This is a genomic window from Neisseria subflava (assembly GCF_024205705.1).
GTDB classification, from domain to species: domain Bacteria; phylum Pseudomonadota; class Gammaproteobacteria; order Burkholderiales; family Neisseriaceae; genus Neisseria; species Neisseria subflava_D.
In genome coordinates this window covers 2,180,533-2,195,017 of sequence record NZ_CP073115.1, presented here as the reverse complement: position 1 = coordinate 2,195,017, position 14,485 = coordinate 2,180,533, and the positions used below count along the sequence as shown (strand labels likewise).

At 49.6% G+C, this 14,485-nt stretch carries 17 protein-coding genes, 1 tRNA gene and 1 pseudogene; 11 read left to right on the top strand and 8 right to left on the bottom strand.

Going from position 1 to position 14,485, the window contains the following annotated elements:
- The first annotated feature begins 55 nt into the window (after positions 1-55).
- The 6 genes and pseudogenes from KCG54_RS10585 to KCG54_RS10560 all read left to right on the top strand — a co-directional run bounded on the left by KCG54_RS10585 (position 56) and on the right by KCG54_RS10560 (position 3,499).
- A complete protein-coding gene (locus KCG54_RS10585; protein WP_254324143.1) occupies positions 56-607 on the top strand; it encodes a TrbM/KikA/MpfK family conjugal transfer protein in 552 nt (183 codons plus the stop codon).
- A gap of 150 nt (positions 608-757) precedes the next feature.
- On the top strand, positions 758-1,516 hold the full coding sequence (locus tag KCG54_RS10580; RefSeq protein WP_254324142.1) for a conjugal transfer protein TraL: 759 nt from the start codon (positions 758-760) through the stop codon (positions 1,514-1,516).
- Position 1,517: 1 nt separating this feature from the next.
- A complete protein-coding gene (locus KCG54_RS10575) occupies positions 1,518-1,952 on the top strand; it encodes a hypothetical protein (protein ID WP_049322052.1) in 435 nt (144 codons plus the stop codon).
- An 8-nt stretch (positions 1,953-1,960) separates the two neighbouring features.
- Positions 1,961-2,215 carry a lipopolysaccharide heptosyltransferase gene (locus KCG54_RS10570; RefSeq protein WP_070848795.1) on the top strand — a complete coding sequence of 85 codons (255 nt, stop codon included), beginning with the start codon at positions 1,961-1,963 and terminating at the stop codon, positions 2,213-2,215.
- Between the two features lie 3 nt (positions 2,216-2,218).
- Positions 2,219-2,548 (top strand): helix-turn-helix domain-containing protein, encoded by a 330-nt coding sequence (locus KCG54_RS10565; protein WP_083301548.1) that lies wholly within the window; start codon positions 2,219-2,221, stop codon positions 2,546-2,548.
- A pseudogene (locus KCG54_RS10560) lies at positions 2,458-3,499 on the top strand (tyrosine-type recombinase/integrase). Before KCG54_RS10565 ends, KCG54_RS10560 begins: the two are co-directional and overlap by 91 nt.
- Here KCG54_RS10560 and KCG54_RS10555 read toward each other — a convergent pair.
- Positions 3,487-3,562: transfer RNA gene (locus KCG54_RS10555), tRNA-Lys, on the bottom strand. The pseudogene KCG54_RS10560 and the gene KCG54_RS10555 sit on opposite strands and share 13 nt — an antisense overlap.
- 182 nt (positions 3,563-3,744) lie before the next feature.
- Between KCG54_RS10555 and KCG54_RS10550 the strand changes: the two genes are divergently transcribed.
- Positions 3,745-4,143 (top strand): Ag473 family lipoprotein, encoded by a 399-nt coding sequence (locus KCG54_RS10550; protein WP_254324141.1) that lies wholly within the window; start codon positions 3,745-3,747, stop codon positions 4,141-4,143.
- A 63-nt stretch (positions 4,144-4,206) separates the two neighbouring features.
- Here the strand turns inward: KCG54_RS10550 and KCG54_RS10545 are convergent, their stop codons facing one another.
- Positions 4,207-5,181 carry a TerC family protein gene (locus KCG54_RS10545; protein WP_070645670.1) on the bottom strand — a complete coding sequence of 325 codons (975 nt, stop codon included), beginning with the start codon at positions 5,179-5,181 and terminating at the stop codon, positions 4,207-4,209.
- A 33-nt stretch (positions 5,182-5,214) separates the two neighbouring features.
- Positions 5,215-5,664: a CopD family copper resistance protein gene (locus KCG54_RS10540; RefSeq protein ID WP_049330770.1), complete on the bottom strand. Its 450-nt coding sequence runs from the start codon at positions 5,662-5,664 to the stop codon at positions 5,215-5,217.
- A gap of 254 nt (positions 5,665-5,918) precedes the next feature.
- Between KCG54_RS10540 and KCG54_RS10535 the strand changes: the two genes are divergently transcribed.
- Positions 5,919-6,131: a glycine zipper 2TM domain-containing protein gene (locus KCG54_RS10535; RefSeq protein ID WP_003684747.1), complete on the top strand. Its 213-nt coding sequence runs from the start codon at positions 5,919-5,921 to the stop codon at positions 6,129-6,131.
- Positions 6,132-6,194: 63 nt separating this feature from the next.
- On the opposite strand, the gene KCG54_RS10530 is transcribed toward KCG54_RS10535, so the two are convergent.
- From KCG54_RS10530 to KCG54_RS10510, 5 genes are all read right to left on the bottom strand, one after another.
- On the bottom strand, positions 6,195-7,115 hold the full coding sequence (locus tag KCG54_RS10530) for a hydrogen peroxide-inducible genes activator (RefSeq protein WP_049330768.1): 921 nt from the start codon (positions 7,113-7,115) through the stop codon (positions 6,195-6,197).
- Between the two features lie 3 nt (positions 7,116-7,118).
- Positions 7,119-7,382 carry a cell division topological specificity factor MinE gene (gene minE, locus KCG54_RS10525; protein ID WP_003680625.1) on the bottom strand — a complete coding sequence of 88 codons (264 nt, stop codon included), beginning with the start codon at positions 7,380-7,382 and terminating at the stop codon, positions 7,119-7,121.
- Positions 7,383-7,385: 3 nt separating this feature from the next.
- Positions 7,386-8,201: a septum site-determining protein MinD gene (gene minD / locus KCG54_RS10520; RefSeq protein ID WP_049348491.1), complete on the bottom strand. Its 816-nt coding sequence runs from the start codon at positions 8,199-8,201 to the stop codon at positions 7,386-7,388.
- Between the two features lie 26 nt (positions 8,202-8,227).
- Positions 8,228-8,947: a septum site-determining protein MinC gene (minC, locus tag KCG54_RS10515; protein ID WP_004520214.1), complete on the bottom strand. Its 720-nt coding sequence runs from the start codon at positions 8,945-8,947 to the stop codon at positions 8,228-8,230.
- Between the two features lie 147 nt (positions 8,948-9,094).
- Positions 9,095-10,330, bottom strand: coding sequence for an FAD-binding domain-containing protein (locus tag KCG54_RS10510; RefSeq protein WP_254324140.1), 1,236 nt, complete (start codon positions 10,328-10,330; stop codon positions 9,095-9,097).
- Between the two features lie 125 nt (positions 10,331-10,455).
- Between KCG54_RS10510 and KCG54_RS10505 the strand changes: the two genes are divergently transcribed.
- The 3 genes from KCG54_RS10505 to KCG54_RS10495 all read left to right on the top strand — a co-directional run bounded on the left by KCG54_RS10505 (position 10,456) and on the right by KCG54_RS10495 (position 14,414).
- Entirely contained in the window at positions 10,456-11,313 is an 858-nt protein-coding gene (locus KCG54_RS10505; RefSeq protein WP_254324139.1) for an ATP-grasp domain-containing protein, read from the top strand.
- A 439-nt stretch (positions 11,314-11,752) separates the two neighbouring features.
- Entirely contained in the window at positions 11,753-13,075 is a 1,323-nt protein-coding gene (locus KCG54_RS10500; RefSeq protein ID WP_432761007.1) for an alanine/glycine:cation symporter family protein, read from the top strand.
- Between the two features lie 82 nt (positions 13,076-13,157).
- A complete protein-coding gene (locus KCG54_RS10495) occupies positions 13,158-14,414 on the top strand; it encodes a D-amino acid dehydrogenase (RefSeq protein ID WP_254324138.1) in 1,257 nt (418 codons plus the stop codon).
- Positions 14,415-14,485 lie beyond the last annotated feature (71 nt).

Sequence of the window (14,485 nt, the reverse complement as noted above, 5' to 3'; positions counted from 1 at the left end):
GTACGCAGATTATCCTTTTTTTCGTCTTTTATTTCAATATGGAAAAGGTGTGTGTATGAAAAAATCTTTGAGTTTGTTAATTGCGGCGTTACTGGGAGCAGCGCCGGCGACTTATGCTGACGATGTGCTTACAGGCGATACGCGCTTGGCGTGTGAGGCAATTTTATGTCTGTCATCAGGTGATCGTCCAAGCGAATGTGCGTCTTCTATTAGACGATATTTTTCGATTCGCCACAAAAAATTGGGCAATACGATCAAGGCGCGTCGTAACTTTTTAAAAATGTGTCCGAGTAGTTCGGAAAGTGCCGAAATGTCGGGCTTGGTTGATGCAATTGCAAATGGAGCTGGCCGGTGTGATGCTCAAGAGTTGAACCGCATGATGCGTTATTCAAGGTTTGAGCAGGTATGCGAACAAAAAAACAAATATCGTTTTGGCCGACAATATACGTCTGATGAAAATTGCCAGATAGTTAAAAAGTTTTACGTCAGACCTGATAAACCGGAATACTGCAAGGCTTATTACGACCACGGATGGACGACTGCGGGCGATAAAGTACGATATGTCGGCGAAGAGAAGAATGGTGGTCGCTGGGTAGATATTCGTTAAATCTTCACTCCTGCTCTACATAGGCATAAATGTTTAGCAGCTTCGGCAGCCCTGCTATATAGGGCTGCTTTTTTTACAAACACAAACTTGTTCAGGGACGAGCAGGTTTCTTTTTGTAAAAAATCATTTGAACAAACGAAAGGTTATGCCATGAAAGAAGTCCATTTTATTGCACAAGGTAAAGGCGGCGTTGGTAAATCAACGATTGCAAGTTTTTTAGGTGACTACCTCAAAGCAAAAGCCAGTGGAGAGCAACTGCATTGCTTTGATACTGATCCCGTAAATCCTTCTTTTAGCCGTTTCTCGGCGTTAAATCCTGAAGTAATCGATATTTTAAATGACAGTAATAATATTGATTCCCGCTATTTTGATGGATTGATTGAGAAGCTGGTAAACGAGGAAGGTATTGCTGTCATTGACAACGGGGCTGCTACTTTTGTGCCATTGATGTCTTATATGGCAGAAAACGAAGTACCATCCTTCTTGGCCGAAAACGGTATCCGCATGATTATTCATGTACCACTTGTAGGTGGACAGACTCTTGATGACTGTATTACAGGTTTGGTGCAAACGTTAAATGCTTTACAGGCTGAAGTGGTTATTTGGCTTAACGACTTTCAAGGTGTGGTAACTAAAGATAAACCGTTTGAAGAATTTGGTGTTTATAAGCAATACAAGGATCGTATTATCGGCGTGGTACATATTTCACATCGCAACCCTGATACGTTTGGTGCAGATATAAAGGAAATGACAACCAAAAACCTGACTTTAACTGAAGCACAAACTTCAGGTGAATTTGGCTTGATGCCTCGCCAACGTCTGCGTACGGTACAGCGTGAGTTGTATGAACAACTGGATCAAATAGAGTTTTTGGCTACTCAACGCCAACCGGAAAAATCAGAGGCATGATATGGGAAAAGCAGAAGTAGATGCCATTATTGCCGACGTGTTCCGGGTTTCAGGTATCAAACTTACAGCAGACGACCCGGTTATTGCTATTCTGTTGGTACAGGAAAGCCGGTTGAAAGCCTTGTTTGAAGAACAACGTAACCGTACTCGTGAGGATTTTGACGGAATTACTTCAGAAATCGAAGAACCGTTGAAAACGGCAGTTCAAATTGCTGAAGATTTGAAGACTTATCGTGAACAGATTATGGCAGATCTTCTAGCAGGGTATGGTAAAGAGCTAGCTGAAAGTGAAGGCAAGTTGTACGCCTCAATCCAAGCCAAAATTGACAAACAAATGAAGGGATACCTTGACGAAGTAACAACGAAGATAAACCGGTCATGGTTAGTTGCGGCACTGATTTTCTTCTGTTCCATACTTGTTCTGAAATTTGTTTAGGGAACTTTATGCTGATAGAGAAGAGTGTAGAAGTTGTTACCGTAAAAGTAAGCGCCCTGTTTAATCCAAAGGATGATCAGTTTCCTCACTTCCGTCTCGTTCCACTCGAAGCAGACAGGCAGGGTTATCTCTGCCTGCTGTTTTATATCGACCGAAACAACTTTTTAGTGTTGGAATCCCGTATCAAGCGATATGCGGCAGTTAGACGGCTGTCGCTACTACAGGAAAACGCGCCCTACACGGTTTATGAAATATCGAGGTAATCCATGAAGACATATGACGTGAAAGAAGCGGCTCAATACTGCAAATGCCATCCCGAAACCATACGGGAACATATCCGCTCCGGCCGTTTGGCAGCCTCCATGCCCGGACGGAAATACTGTATCACGCAGCCCGCACTTGACGCATTTATAAACGAACTGGAAAATGCGCGGATGCTGGCTTCACTCGAAAGTAGGAGTGAACAAAAATGCCGATCTATAAACGCGAAAATGGCGTCTATTACATTGACATCACAACGCAAAGCGGTCAAAGAATTAGACAATCTTCTCGCACCAAAGACAAAAATGAAGCCCAAAGGCTGCATGACAAACTGAAACATGAATTGTGGCAGCAGGAACATTTCAACGAAAAACCGAAACGACTGTGGGATGAAGCGGCAGTCCGGTGGATTGAAGAGATGGGGGACAAGAAAAGCATCAGGGATGACATAAGCCGTTTGCGCTGTCTAGTTCATTTCAGAGGTATCTTCTTGCACCATATGAGCCGTGATTTCATCATGCAGACTATTAACCGCATGACTTGTTCGGACAGTACCAAAAATCGCTATCTTGCCTTAATCCGATCGATTTTGAATAAGGCGGAAAAAGAATGGGGCTGGCTGGACAATGTGCCGAAGTTGAAACTGTATCGTGAAGCCAAACGCCGTATCCGTTGGCTGAAGCATGAAGAAGCCCAAAGGCTGATTGATGCCCTGCCGGAGTATTTAGCTGATATGGCAGTGTTCAGTTTGGCGACAGGCTTGCGGCAACGCAATGTACTGGGGCTGAAATGGTCGCATATCAATCTAAGTCGCAAGACGGCATGGATTGAGGCAGACGAAGCCAAAGCAGGACGCGCTATCGGCGTTGCCCTGAATCAGACGGCACTCGGTATATTGGAAAAACGGATGGGCAAACATCCATCTTTTGTTTTTACTCTACCAAACGGTAAACCCGTGAAAAGCATCAGTTCGCGTATTTGGAAAAACGCATTGTCTCAGGCAGGCATTGTTGATTTCAGATGGCACGATCTGAGGCATACATGGGCAAGTTGGTTGGTACAAGCCGGAGTTCCGCTCGCCGCTTTGCAGGAAATGGGTGGTTGGGAAAATGTCGGGATGGTTCAGAAGTATGCCCATCTAGCCCCGAACATTTGCACGGACACGCGGCTATATTGGACAGTGTCGGTCTTGGTTTCGACACAAAACAGGCACACCCCAATATAGGCGGTGGCTAAGAAAAAAGCCTAAACAATTGTTTAGGCTTAGGAAAAGTGGTGGGTCGTGAGCGATTCGAACGCTCGACCAACGGATTAAAAGTCCGCTGCTCTACCGACTGAGCTAACGACCCGATAAGCTGTGCATTATAGGGAGATTGTTTCTTTTCGTCAACTGTTTTTTTGAAATTTTTTTCAAAAAACGTAAACCAGCTGTTATTTGGCGTTAATTCTCCCTTTTTTGAGCATTTATTATGTTATGATTTTTTGGTCTGTCAGTTTTGGCAGATATTTTTTAGACCAAAGGATATACAACATGAAAAAATTATTGATTGCTGCAATGATGGTAGCCGGCTTGGCGGCGTGTACACAAGAAGCGAAAAAAGAAACCCAAGAGGCGGCTTCTGCTGTTGCTTCCGATGTAAACGCTGCTGCTGAAAATGCAACTTCTGCTGTTGATGCTGCTGCTTCTGAAGCCAAAGGTGCGGCTGAGCAAGCTGTTTCTGATGTTAAAGACGCAGCCGCAGATGCTAAAGCAACTGCGGATAAAGCAGTTTCTGACGCTAAAGATGCTGCCGGTAAAGCGGTTGAAGAAGCTAAAGATGCAGTTTCTGATGCTAAAGATGCTGCCAAAGACGCAGCTAAAGACGCTATGGGTAAAGCAGCCGATGCGACTCAAGAAGCTGCCGATAAATTGAAAGACGCTGCTAAATAAGCTGGTGTTTGATATTTGAAAAGGCCGTCTGAAATGTTCAGACGGCCTTTTTATATCGGCAGATTATTTTTTCTCTTGCTGACGCGTGTACACCAAAGAAGTTAGGATGGACGCACCCAGTGCGCCGAAGACGACGGACAGGGAAATGGAAATCGGGATATGCACCCAGTGCATAATCAACATCTTGATACCGATAAAGCTCAACACGAAAGCCAAGCCGTATTTGAGGAAAATAAAGCGTTCGGCAAAGTCTGCCAGTAAAAAGTACATGGCACGCAGGCCCAAGATGGCAAAAATGTTGGAAGTGAGGACGATGAAAGGGTCGGTGGTTACGGCAAAAATAGCGGGGATGCTGTCCACGGCGAAGATGACGTCGCTCAATTCGATCATAATCAATACCAGCAAAAGCGGCGTAGCGATGCGTTTGCCGTTCTCGATGGTAAAGAATTTTTCACCGTCAAACTGTTGGCTGGTCGGGATGACTTTTTTGAGTAGGGTCAGGATTTTGTTTTGGGAAAGGTCTTCTTCAGCTTCGGCTTCCGGCTTCATCATGTGAATGCCGGTGTATAAGAGGAAGGCGCCGAAGAGGTACAAAATCCATTCAAATTGTTGTACCAAGGCTGCGCCGATGAAGATCATGATGGCGCGCAGGACAATGGCGCCGAATACACCATAGAGCAAGACGCGGTGTTGGAATTTGGGTTCGACTTTGAAGTAGCCGAAAATCATCAGGAAAACGAAGATGTTATCAACGGCAAGGGATTTTTCGAGTACATAGCCGGTGAAGAATTCGAGGACTTTTTCTTTGGCGACAACGGCCCCGTAAGTCGGGTTGCCCGCCAGTTCAAAATAGAGCCAGCCTGCAAACGTGCAGGATACGGCCACCCAAATGCCGCTCCAGGCGAGGGCTTCTTTGATGCTGACTTTGTGGGCGCCGTTTTTTTTCAGCGATACCATATCGATGGCGATCATGATTAAGACGGCAATAAAGAAGATGCCGTAAAACATCGGCGAGCCGACGGACGGGTATTGGGTCATAAACAATCCTTGTGTGTGGGGTATGGGTAAGGTTTACCAAGACAGGTAGAACATCGCCTTGGCAAAAAAGACGATAAACAGCATATGGCTGAATACGACGGCGTGTATGTATTTCGACCAGCCGACGGTGAGGGTGTGCCGTGCCATTTTGACGACGGCGATGGCAAAATGTACCAAAACGCTTATTGCCAACAGGATTTTGATGCTCAGCATGATGCCGAAAGAGCTGTCGAATGGGTGGTGAAGTATCGGCAGGTAGCGGTTGTACACCATCACGATGCCGCTGATGAACAAGGTAATGACGACAGGCGGCATTACGCGGACGGCACGATAGGACATGGCACGTTCGACTTCGCGGCGCGATTCGCGTGAAACGCGGCCGGTGTGCAAAACGGAGAGAACCAGCATTTCGAAAAATACGCCGCCGACAAAGGCAATCGCGCAATAAACGTGGATGATGTGTGCCAGTGCGTAGATACTCATGACGGGTGTTTCCGGTAATTCAGACAAGTCGTCATTGTATCACTACCGAATGCGGTTGATGTATGCGCAATTTTATGCCAAATATATTAAATTTTATAAATATTCTATTGGAATTGCCGTTTATTTTTGAAGTTAACCGTTCATCAAGAGCGTTATCTTAGTTTAATCTGTCTTTACTTATCAGAAAATATATTAATGAAAGGTTGTGCCATACTGCTCCATATAAAGCTTAACCTCTGATGGAGAATCAAACCATGAAGAAAACTTTTGCAAAAACTGTGACCTTGATCATGCTGGCCGCTTCTTTGGGTGCATGTGCCAATATGACTCAAACCCAACGCAACACTGCTGCTGGTGCGGTATTGGGTGGTGTGGCAGGTAACTTGATTGGTGGCGATACCGGCTCTACCTTGGGTGGTGCGGCTTTGGGTGGTGTTATCGGCAGTCAGGTTCATACCCGCTACTAATCCTTTATTCGGTTAAAAATAAAAAGGCCGTCTGAATGTTCAGACGGCCTTTTGTTTTGCGGTTTATTCGTTGACGAAGGTTACGCCGGTCAGTTGCGATTGCAAAATGGCAGTACGCAAAGCAGTCAGTGCTTTCGGACGGACAAAGTTGCGACGATAGGCCAAAACGACACGGCGGTGCGGTGCAGTGCCTTCAAACGGGATAATGCTGAAAAGCATATGGTCGTTTTCGGTCAATGCGGTAGCCGGCATGACGCTGATGGCCAAACCGCTGGCAACCATGTGGCGGATGGTGTTGATGGAGCTGCCTTGCAGGGTATTGGTCAAACCTTGGATTTTCTGTTTGGAAGCCAATTCGGAACAGCTCGCCAACACTTGGTCGCGCATACAGTTGCCTTCGGACAGCAGCAACACTTGTTCTTCGCCCAAAAGCTGAGGCGTAACAGCATCGAGTTCTTCAAAGTGATGGCCTTTGGGAACAATGACGAAGAAAGGTTCGTCATACAGAGGCTCGGTCACGATGCCCGGCTCTTGGAACGGTTCGGCAACGACGATTGCATCGACATCGCCGCGTTTGAGCGACTCGGTCAGGATGTGGGTATAGTTCTCTTCCAGCATCAGCGGCATTTTCGGTGCGGTTTCACGCAGCGCGGTAATGAGCTTGGGCAGAAGGTAGGGGGCAACGGTGAAAATCAGGCCGAGTTTGAATGCGCCTTCCAATTCGTTTTGCTCTTCATTGGCAAGGTGCTTGATGAGTTCTGCTTCTTCCAGAACCCGGCGGGCTTGGGCAACAATACGCTCGCCCGCTTCGGTCGTGATGATGTCGTTGCTGCTACGGTCGAACAGGGATACCGACAGCTCTTCCTCCAGCTTTTTGATGGCGATGGAGAGGGTGGGCTGGCTGACAAAGCAGCGTCGTGCGGCACGTCCGAAGTGACGTTCTTGTGCGACGGCTACGATGTAACGCAATTCGGTCAAGGTCATGTGTTAAGCCTTTTTTTGTTCCGGCAGGGTGATGTTCAGCTCAAGAACGTCCAAGCCGTCTTGTTTCTCTTGGGAGATGCGGATGTCGTCCAATGATACGTTGACGTATTTGGACAGGACTTCCAACAACTCTTTACGCAGGGTTGGCAGATAGTCCGGAGCTTGGCCTTCTTGTGCGCGTTCTTGCGCGATGATGATTTGCAGGCGGTCGCGCGCGACTGTGGCGGTTTTCGGCTTTCTGCCGAACAGCATATCGAGCAGTGACATGTATTAACCTCCGAACAGTCGTTTTAAGAAGCTTTTCTTCTCAGCTTCGAGGAAACGCATTTCGCGGTTTTCACCCAAGAGGCGGGCGATAACGTCCTTGTAGGCTTCTGCTGCTGCGGCATTGTCTTGGTGGATGACAGGTTCGCCGGCGTTGGAAGCTTGCAGGACGTTTTGTGATTCAGGAATCACACCGATCAACGGAATACGCAAGATATCGCAGATGTCTTGTACAGACAGCATTTCGCCTTTAGCCACGCGCTCAGGGGAGTAGCGGGTAATCAGCAGGTGCTCTTTAACAGTGCTGCCTTGTTCTGCTTTGCGGGATTTGCTTTGCAAAATGCCCAAGATACGGTCGGAGTCGCGGACGCTGGATACTTCCGGATTGGTGGTAATAATGGCTTCGTCGGCAAAGTAGAGTGCCATCAGTGCACCTTGTTCGATACCGGCAGGGGAATCGCAGATAATGAATTCGAAGCCCATTTTTTTGCTGGCCAGCTCTTTCATCACGTTGTCCACGCCTTCGCGGGTCAGTGCGTCTTTGTCGCGGGTTTGCGAGGCGGGCAGGATGTAGAGGTTTTCGCAGTTTTTGTCTTTAATCAGGGCTTGGTTGAGTGTGGCTTCGCCTTGGATGACGTTGATGAGGTCGTATACGACGCGGCGTTCGCAACCCATAATCAGGTCAAGGTTGCGCAAACCGACGTCGAAGTCGATCACGGCAGTTTTGTGGCCGCGCAGGGCCAGGCCGGTTGCGATGCTGGCGCTGGTAGTGGTCTTGCCTACGCCGCCTTTACCTGAAGTTACTACGATGATTTTGGACACGATATTTCCTTTTTAAGTACTGATGTTTATTCGGCGTCGATTGCGCTGATAACCAGTCGGTTGTCTTGCAATGATACTTGTACGGGTTTTTTGTGCAGATGCTCGGGCAGGTCTTGCTCGAAGTTGCGGTAGATACCGGCAACGGAGACTAATTCGGCCTGCATGGAATGAATAAAGATGCGCGCGTTGGTGTTGCCTTTTGCACCGGCCAACGCTCTGCCGCGCATGGGGGCGTAAATATGGATGTTGCCGTCGGCGATAAGTTCCGCACCTTGGCTGACGATGCCGGTAACGATGAGGTCGCCGTTTTCAGCGTAAACCTGCTGGCCGGTACGTACGGGCGTGCTGACCAATACGGTCGGATTGTTGATAACGGTGGCTTGTACGTCTTGCGGCTGCGGTGCTTGGCGTGGAGTAGGCGCTGCCTGTGTGTCGGCTGCCTGGGTGGAGTTGCCTTGTTTGAAGACCAAGTGGTAACGCGCCGCCGCTGCCGCCCAGGTATCGCTGGTGTGGTGCAGCCCTAAGATTTGCATGCCGTAACGGGCAAACAGGGAAATCATGCCGCCCAAATCGATGGATTCAGGGTGGTCGAAATCTTGTACGTCTAAAATGAAGGGAACGAATTCGTCTTGGGATTGGCCTGCCAGTTGGCGCAGGAATTCTTCCAATTCGGTTAGATCTGCGGTGTGCAGATGGATGGATAAGACGTCCAAACGTGACGTTTTTATGTCGAATGCGGGTTTCATTGTAATGAAATAATAAAATTTTTTAATGACGTAAGTTTACCGTGTAAATCTTGGCTATTCAATCTGTTTGGCCGTCTGAAACCAAAATATTTTGTTTGAACGTTTTTCAGCTGTATTTAGTGTGGTTTTTTGGTGTGAACGTAGGTTTCAGACGGCCTTGGGAAAGGGATAGCCGTGTGTGTCGATGTCGTCGGCGGCGGCCCACGGCGTGTGGATGAGGGTGGACGGCAGGTGCGCCAATTCGGGGAGGTAACTGCGGATGTAGCTGCCGTCGGGGTCGATTTGGTGCGAACGATGGGCATAGCGGACGGTGGCCGTGTCTTGGGCGGCAAGTTGCCAGTTGGCTTGGTTGAGCGCAGGGTCGGTGCCGGTTTGGACGGAGGCTGTCCACGCGATGCCTTGGTTGGGGTCTAGGTTGAGCGCATGGCAGAAATAGTGGGCGCACAGCTGCTGGAGAACGGGGTGTAAGTGGCCGGTGGCTTCGAGGCCGCGGATGGAGGCGTCGATGATGGGTACGCCGGTTTGGCCGTGTCGCCAGTATTCGCGTACCGGAGCGGCATCGGTTGTTTCGGGCAGGCGGCGGTGGTAGGCGAGCTGGTAGCAGTAGTCGCGGAAAATGAGTTTGTCCAGCCACTCGAAATGTCGATTTGCCAATCCTTCGGCAGCCAGCAGGCGTGGGGAAATGCAGCCTGCGGACAGATAGGCATTGAGGAGGCTGGTGTTTTTTCGTGCCGGAAAGTTTTGGGTAATCGGATAGTGAACCAAATTCTGTTTGAACGCGTGCCATTGCGTTAAGGCCGCGGTTTCGCCACCCTGTTGATAGGCAGGCAATACCGCGCCGGTATGGGCTGGAAACAGTGGAACGTTTTGTCCGGTTTGAACAGGCAATTCGGTTTCAGACGGCCTTTGTCCTGAATAAGCCTGCAACCATGCTTGTTTATAGGCGGCAAAATCGGTGTAGGGCAGGCCGTTGGCATCCATGAGGGGGGATTTGGCCAAAATGCCGCGGTCGGTGGCGTGTTGCAGGGCAATGCCTGCCCGGTCGAAATTGTGCCAGAGGTGGTTGTCTTGGCGGATTTCGGCTTCGGTGTAGGCTTCGTCTGTGATGACGGTATGGGCATTGAGCGCAGCAGCCAAGGGGAGGAGGTCTTCGTCGGAAGCGACGACATATAAAGGAATATGGTGCGCCGCCAGACGGGTATGCAGCTCTTGCGCGGCTTGATAATGGAACAGGCTTTGACGCGGATTGTGGTTTTCAGACGGCCTTTGGCTGACCCAGACGCAGGCGATGGGCAAACCGCTTGCAACGGCGGCATTAAGCGCGGCATTGTCGTGCAGGCGGAGGTTGCGGCGGAACCAGACAAGGACGTGAGCAGATTTCATGAGCATGTTCCGACGGAAAAGGGGAAAACCATTTTATCAGAATCGGCCTCATGTATCAGGCCGTCTGAAAATCTTTTGGTTTGATTTCGCTATATAATTTTGGTTTTAGCAATGAGGCGGCAACCATGACCGAGCAAACCGTTTTGGCACTCATTACCTGCCAAACCTATCCCGAATCATCGAACAACCTGAAAACATTGGCGGCATGCTTGGAAAGCATGGGCGTGAAAACCGTATTTGATGCGTGGCAAAACCATCCGTCCGCGCCGTTTTTACTGCCTTTGTGCGCATGGGATTATGCCGCCGAACCCGAAGCCTTCCGCCAATGGCTGGAGCATGCCGGGCAGGCAGGGCAGCGTTTTATCAATCTGCCCGAGCTGATGGCTTGGAATATGGAAAAGACTTATTTGTGCGATTTGGCGGCGCGCGGAGCGCAAGTGATTCCCAGCGTGTTCGTTCCGCCGCAAAAAACTGAATTGGCGGACATTCTGAACCAACAGGGCTGGACGGAAGCGGTCATCAAGCCGGCATTCGGGCAGAGCGGCAAAGGCGTGGTTAAAGTTTGTGCGGACGCATTGGACGTGGATATGGCGGATTATCCGCAAGGTATGATTGTTCAACCTTATATCCGTGAAATCGAAACGGCGGGTGAAACCTCGCTGGTGTTTTTCAACGGCGTATTCAGCCATGCCGTGCGCCGTCAGCCGCCGCAAGGTGAATGGCGCGCCAACTCGGCCTATGGTGTGTCGGTATTCGGTATTGAGCCGCCCGAGTTTGCCGTCCGTGCCGCGCAAGACGTACTGGCTGCCTTGCCGCAAATGCCGGTTTACGCCCGAGTGGACGGTACATTGGTCGGCGACACCTTCCTGCTCAATGAATTGGAACTCATCGAGCCAGCCCTGTATTTGCACACCAGCGAAGGCGCGACGGAACGCTTTGCCCGACTGTTGGCGCAGTTGCTTGGGCAACATTCATCAACCTGATTTTATCAATATAATTAACAAGCCTCAGGCCGTCTGAAAACCATCTTTCAGACGGCCTGAGGCTTTTTTAAAACAAGATTTGCGTGTTTGTATTTTTCAATAATGTGCCATTTGTCGATTGTGTCATTTTAATTGTTGCAGTCTTAATTGATGGTTAATTAACTTTCATTTGGCATTTTGTCTCGGCCGCAGCCTTTATTTTTAGCGGATTGTAAACAATTTGGCCGGTCTAAATAGATATCTTTTTAGGGTAAAACCTCAAAAATCTTTTTAAAAAGAAAGATATTGTCTTATTGAATATTCTGTGCTGAAATTACATGACACTACAAAAAGTAGTGCATAAAAAAATAAAACAGACAAAGGAGAAAGCCATGCAATTGTTTTTAGACAATCTCAAAGCCTTTTTGAAACCATCAGCGGCTGGGTCTGGGGACCTATTATGTTGATGCTGCTGGTCGGTACGGGCATTTTGCTGACCGTTTTGCTGAAAGGCTTGCAGTTCACTATGTTGGGTTATGCGCTGAAACAGGCGTTTGTGCCGTCAAAGAAGCATGAAGACGGCGAAGAGCACGAAGGCGATATTTCCCATTTTGCGGCGTTGATGACCGCGTTGTCCGCTACCATCGGTACGGGTAACATCGCCGGTGTGGCAACTGCGGTGGTAACCGGCGGCCCGGGCGCGGTATTTTGGATGTGGATGACCGCCATTTTCGGCATGGCCACCAAATACGGTGAAGGTGTGTTGGCGGTGAAATACCGCGTCACCAATTCCAAAGGCGAAATGTCCGGCGGCCCGATGTATTACATCGAAAAAGGCTTGGGCAAAAACTGGAAATGGATGGCCATCGCGTTTGCGCTGTTCGGCACATTCGCTTCATTCGGTATCGGCAGCTCGGTGCAGTCCAACTCGGTTGCGCAGGCAGTGCAAACCAGCTTCGGTATCGAACCTGCCTACACCGGCGTGATATTGACTGTATTAACGGCCATTGTGCTTTTGGGCGGCATTAAGGGCATCGCCAAAGCCGCGTCCTTTATCGTGCCTGCCATGGCAGTATTTTATGTAGTGGGCGGTATTTCCATTATTATCGTGAATTCTGATGCACTGATGCCTGCCGTCAAACTGATTTTCTCCGATGCGTTTAGCGCGCAAGCTGTGGCAGGCGGCGCCATCGGTACGGTCATCCGCTACGGCGTGGCGCGCGGCGTGTTCTCCAATGAGGCGGGTATGGGTTCTGCGCCGATTGCCGCCGCCGCCGCGAAAACCGACCACCCCGTTCGTCAGGCTTTGGTTTCCATGACCGGTACGTTTTTGGACACCATCGTTGTCTGCTCGATTACCGGTATCGTGTTGGTCATGGGTCTGCTCGGCGCAGGCGGCGAGTTTGTGAAACCTGAATTGAGCGGCGCGGCGCTGACAACCGTTACTTTCCAAAAAATGCTGCCCGGCATCGGCGGCTGGATTGTCACCATCGGCCTGATTTTCTTTGCCTACTCAACCATTCTCGGCTGGTGTTATTACGGCGAGAAATGCGCGGTTTATGTATTCGGCGAGAAGTTTGCCGGTTTGTACCGCGTCGGTTATGTTTCTTCAGTTATGCTGGGAACCGTGTTGAGCCTTGATTTGGTATGGCTGGCTTCGGACACATTCAACGGCTTGATGGCATTGCCCAACCTGATTGCGCTTTTATTGATGGCGAAAGTCATCGTCAATGAAACGCGCGATTTCAAACAAAAAATCAAAAACGGCGAATTGCCGCATTAATATCCAAGGCCGTCTGAATCTGAACATTCAGACGGCCCGATGTTATTAAGTTTGTTTTGAAAAAAGTCAGAGGAGGAGAAAAATGAAAGTGCTTGTTTTAGGTGCCGGAGTTGCCGGCGTATCTTCCGCGTGGTATCTGGCAGAAGCAGGACATGAAGTAACGGTCATCGACCGCGCCGAGGGCGTGGCGATGGAAACCAGTTTTGCCAATGCAGGCCAGCTTTCTTACGGCTATACCACGCCTTGGGCTGCACCCGGTATCCCGACCAAAGCACTGAAATGGCTGTTTAAAAGCCATCCGCCTTTGCTGTTTCGCCCTGACGGCAGCCTGTATCAAATCGAATGGCTGTGGCAAATGCTGCAAAACTGCACGGCAGCGCGCTATCAAACCAACAAAGAGCGCATGGTCAGGATTTCCGAATACAGCCGAGAAATGTTCCACCGTTTTGAAGCGCAAACCGGCATGAATTTTGAAGGGCGCAAAAAAGGGACATTGCAGATTTTCCGCCAAGCCAAAGAAGTCGAAGCGGCAGAGCAAGACATTGCCGTTTTAGAACGCTACGGCGTACCGTACCGCCGTCTGAAACCCGAAGAATGCGCAGAGTTTGAGCCTGCGCTGGCACGCGTTACCGCCAAAATTGCCGGTGGCCTGCACCTGCCTGCAGACGCGACCGGCGACTGCCATCTGTTTACCGAAAATCTATACAAATTGTGTCAGGAAAAAGGTGTACAGTTCCACTTCAACCAAACCATCAGCCGCATTGACCACAACGGACTGCGCATCAAAGCCGTTGAAACCGACAAAGGGCGGTTTGAAGCAGATGCCGTTGTCTGCGCGCTCGGCTGCTTCAGCAGGACTGTTTTGGCGCAGTTGGATCTCAGTCTGCCGATTTATCCCGTCAAAGGCTATTCCTTGACCCTGCCGGTCACCAATTCAGACGGCGCGCCGGTGTCCACCGTTTTAGATGAAAGTTACAAAGTCGCCATCACGCGCTTTGACAACAGAATCCGTGTCGGCGGCATGGCGGAATTGTCGGGATATGAAATCAAACTGCCCGAAAAACGCCGCGAAACCTTGGCTTTAGTCGTCAACGACTTGTTCCCCGAAGGCGGCGATTTGAAACAAGCATTGTTCTGGAGCGGCCTCAGACCGATGACGCCCGACAGCACGCCGTTAATCGGACGCACCTGCTTTGAAAACTTATTCCTAAATACCGGCCACGGCACTTTGGGCTGGACCATGTCGCTGGGTTCGGCAAAATTAACTGCCGATATCGTGAGCGGCAAAGACACCGAAATCCGAAGCGACGATTTGAGCCTGTCGCGCTATCGGGCTTAAGCTGGAAAGCGATAAGGTTTAGCGATGTTTCAAATTTAAAGGCCGTCTGAAAATTATTTTTCAGACGGCCT

Coding starts and splice junctions, on each gene's coding strand:
- KCG54_RS10585 (WP_254324143.1), top strand. CDS start 56: ATGAAAAAATCTTTGAGTTTGTTAATTGCGGCGTTACTGGGAGCAGCG.
- KCG54_RS10580 (WP_254324142.1), top strand. CDS start 758: ATGAAAGAAGTCCATTTTATTGCACAAGGTAAAGGCGGCGTTGGTAAA.
- KCG54_RS10575 (WP_049322052.1), top strand. CDS start 1,518: ATGGGAAAAGCAGAAGTAGATGCCATTATTGCCGACGTGTTCCGGGTT.
- KCG54_RS10570 (WP_070848795.1), top strand. CDS start 1,961: ATGCTGATAGAGAAGAGTGTAGAAGTTGTTACCGTAAAAGTAAGCGCC.
- KCG54_RS10565 (WP_083301548.1), top strand. CDS start 2,219: ATGAAGACATATGACGTGAAAGAAGCGGCTCAATACTGCAAATGCCAT.
- KCG54_RS10550 (WP_254324141.1), top strand. CDS start 3,745: ATGAAAAAATTATTGATTGCTGCAATGATGGTAGCCGGCTTGGCGGCG.
- KCG54_RS10545 (WP_070645670.1), bottom strand. CDS start 5,181: ATGACCCAATACCCGTCCGTCGGCTCGCCGATGTTTTACGGCATCTTC.
- KCG54_RS10540 (WP_049330770.1), bottom strand. CDS start 5,664: ATGAGTATCTACGCACTGGCACACATCATCCACGTTTATTGCGCGATT.
- KCG54_RS10535 (WP_003684747.1), top strand. CDS start 5,919: ATGAAGAAAACTTTTGCAAAAACTGTGACCTTGATCATGCTGGCCGCT.
- KCG54_RS10530 (WP_049330768.1), bottom strand. CDS start 7,115: ATGACCTTGACCGAATTGCGTTACATCGTAGCCGTCGCACAAGAACGT.
- minE (WP_003680625.1), bottom strand. CDS start 7,382: ATGTCACTGCTCGATATGCTGTTCGGCAGAAAGCCGAAAACCGCCACA.
- minC (WP_004520214.1), bottom strand. CDS start 8,947: ATGAAACCCGCATTCGACATAAAAACGTCACGTTTGGACGTCTTATCC.
- KCG54_RS10510 (WP_254324140.1), bottom strand. CDS start 10,330: ATGAAATCTGCTCACGTCCTTGTCTGGTTCCGCCGCAACCTCCGCCTG.
- KCG54_RS10505 (WP_254324139.1), top strand. CDS start 10,456: ATGACCGAGCAAACCGTTTTGGCACTCATTACCTGCCAAACCTATCCC.
- KCG54_RS10500 (WP_432761007.1), top strand. CDS start 11,753: ATGTTGATGCTGCTGGTCGGTACGGGCATTTTGCTGACCGTTTTGCTG.
- KCG54_RS10495 (WP_254324138.1), top strand. CDS start 13,158: ATGAAAGTGCTTGTTTTAGGTGCCGGAGTTGCCGGCGTATCTTCCGCG.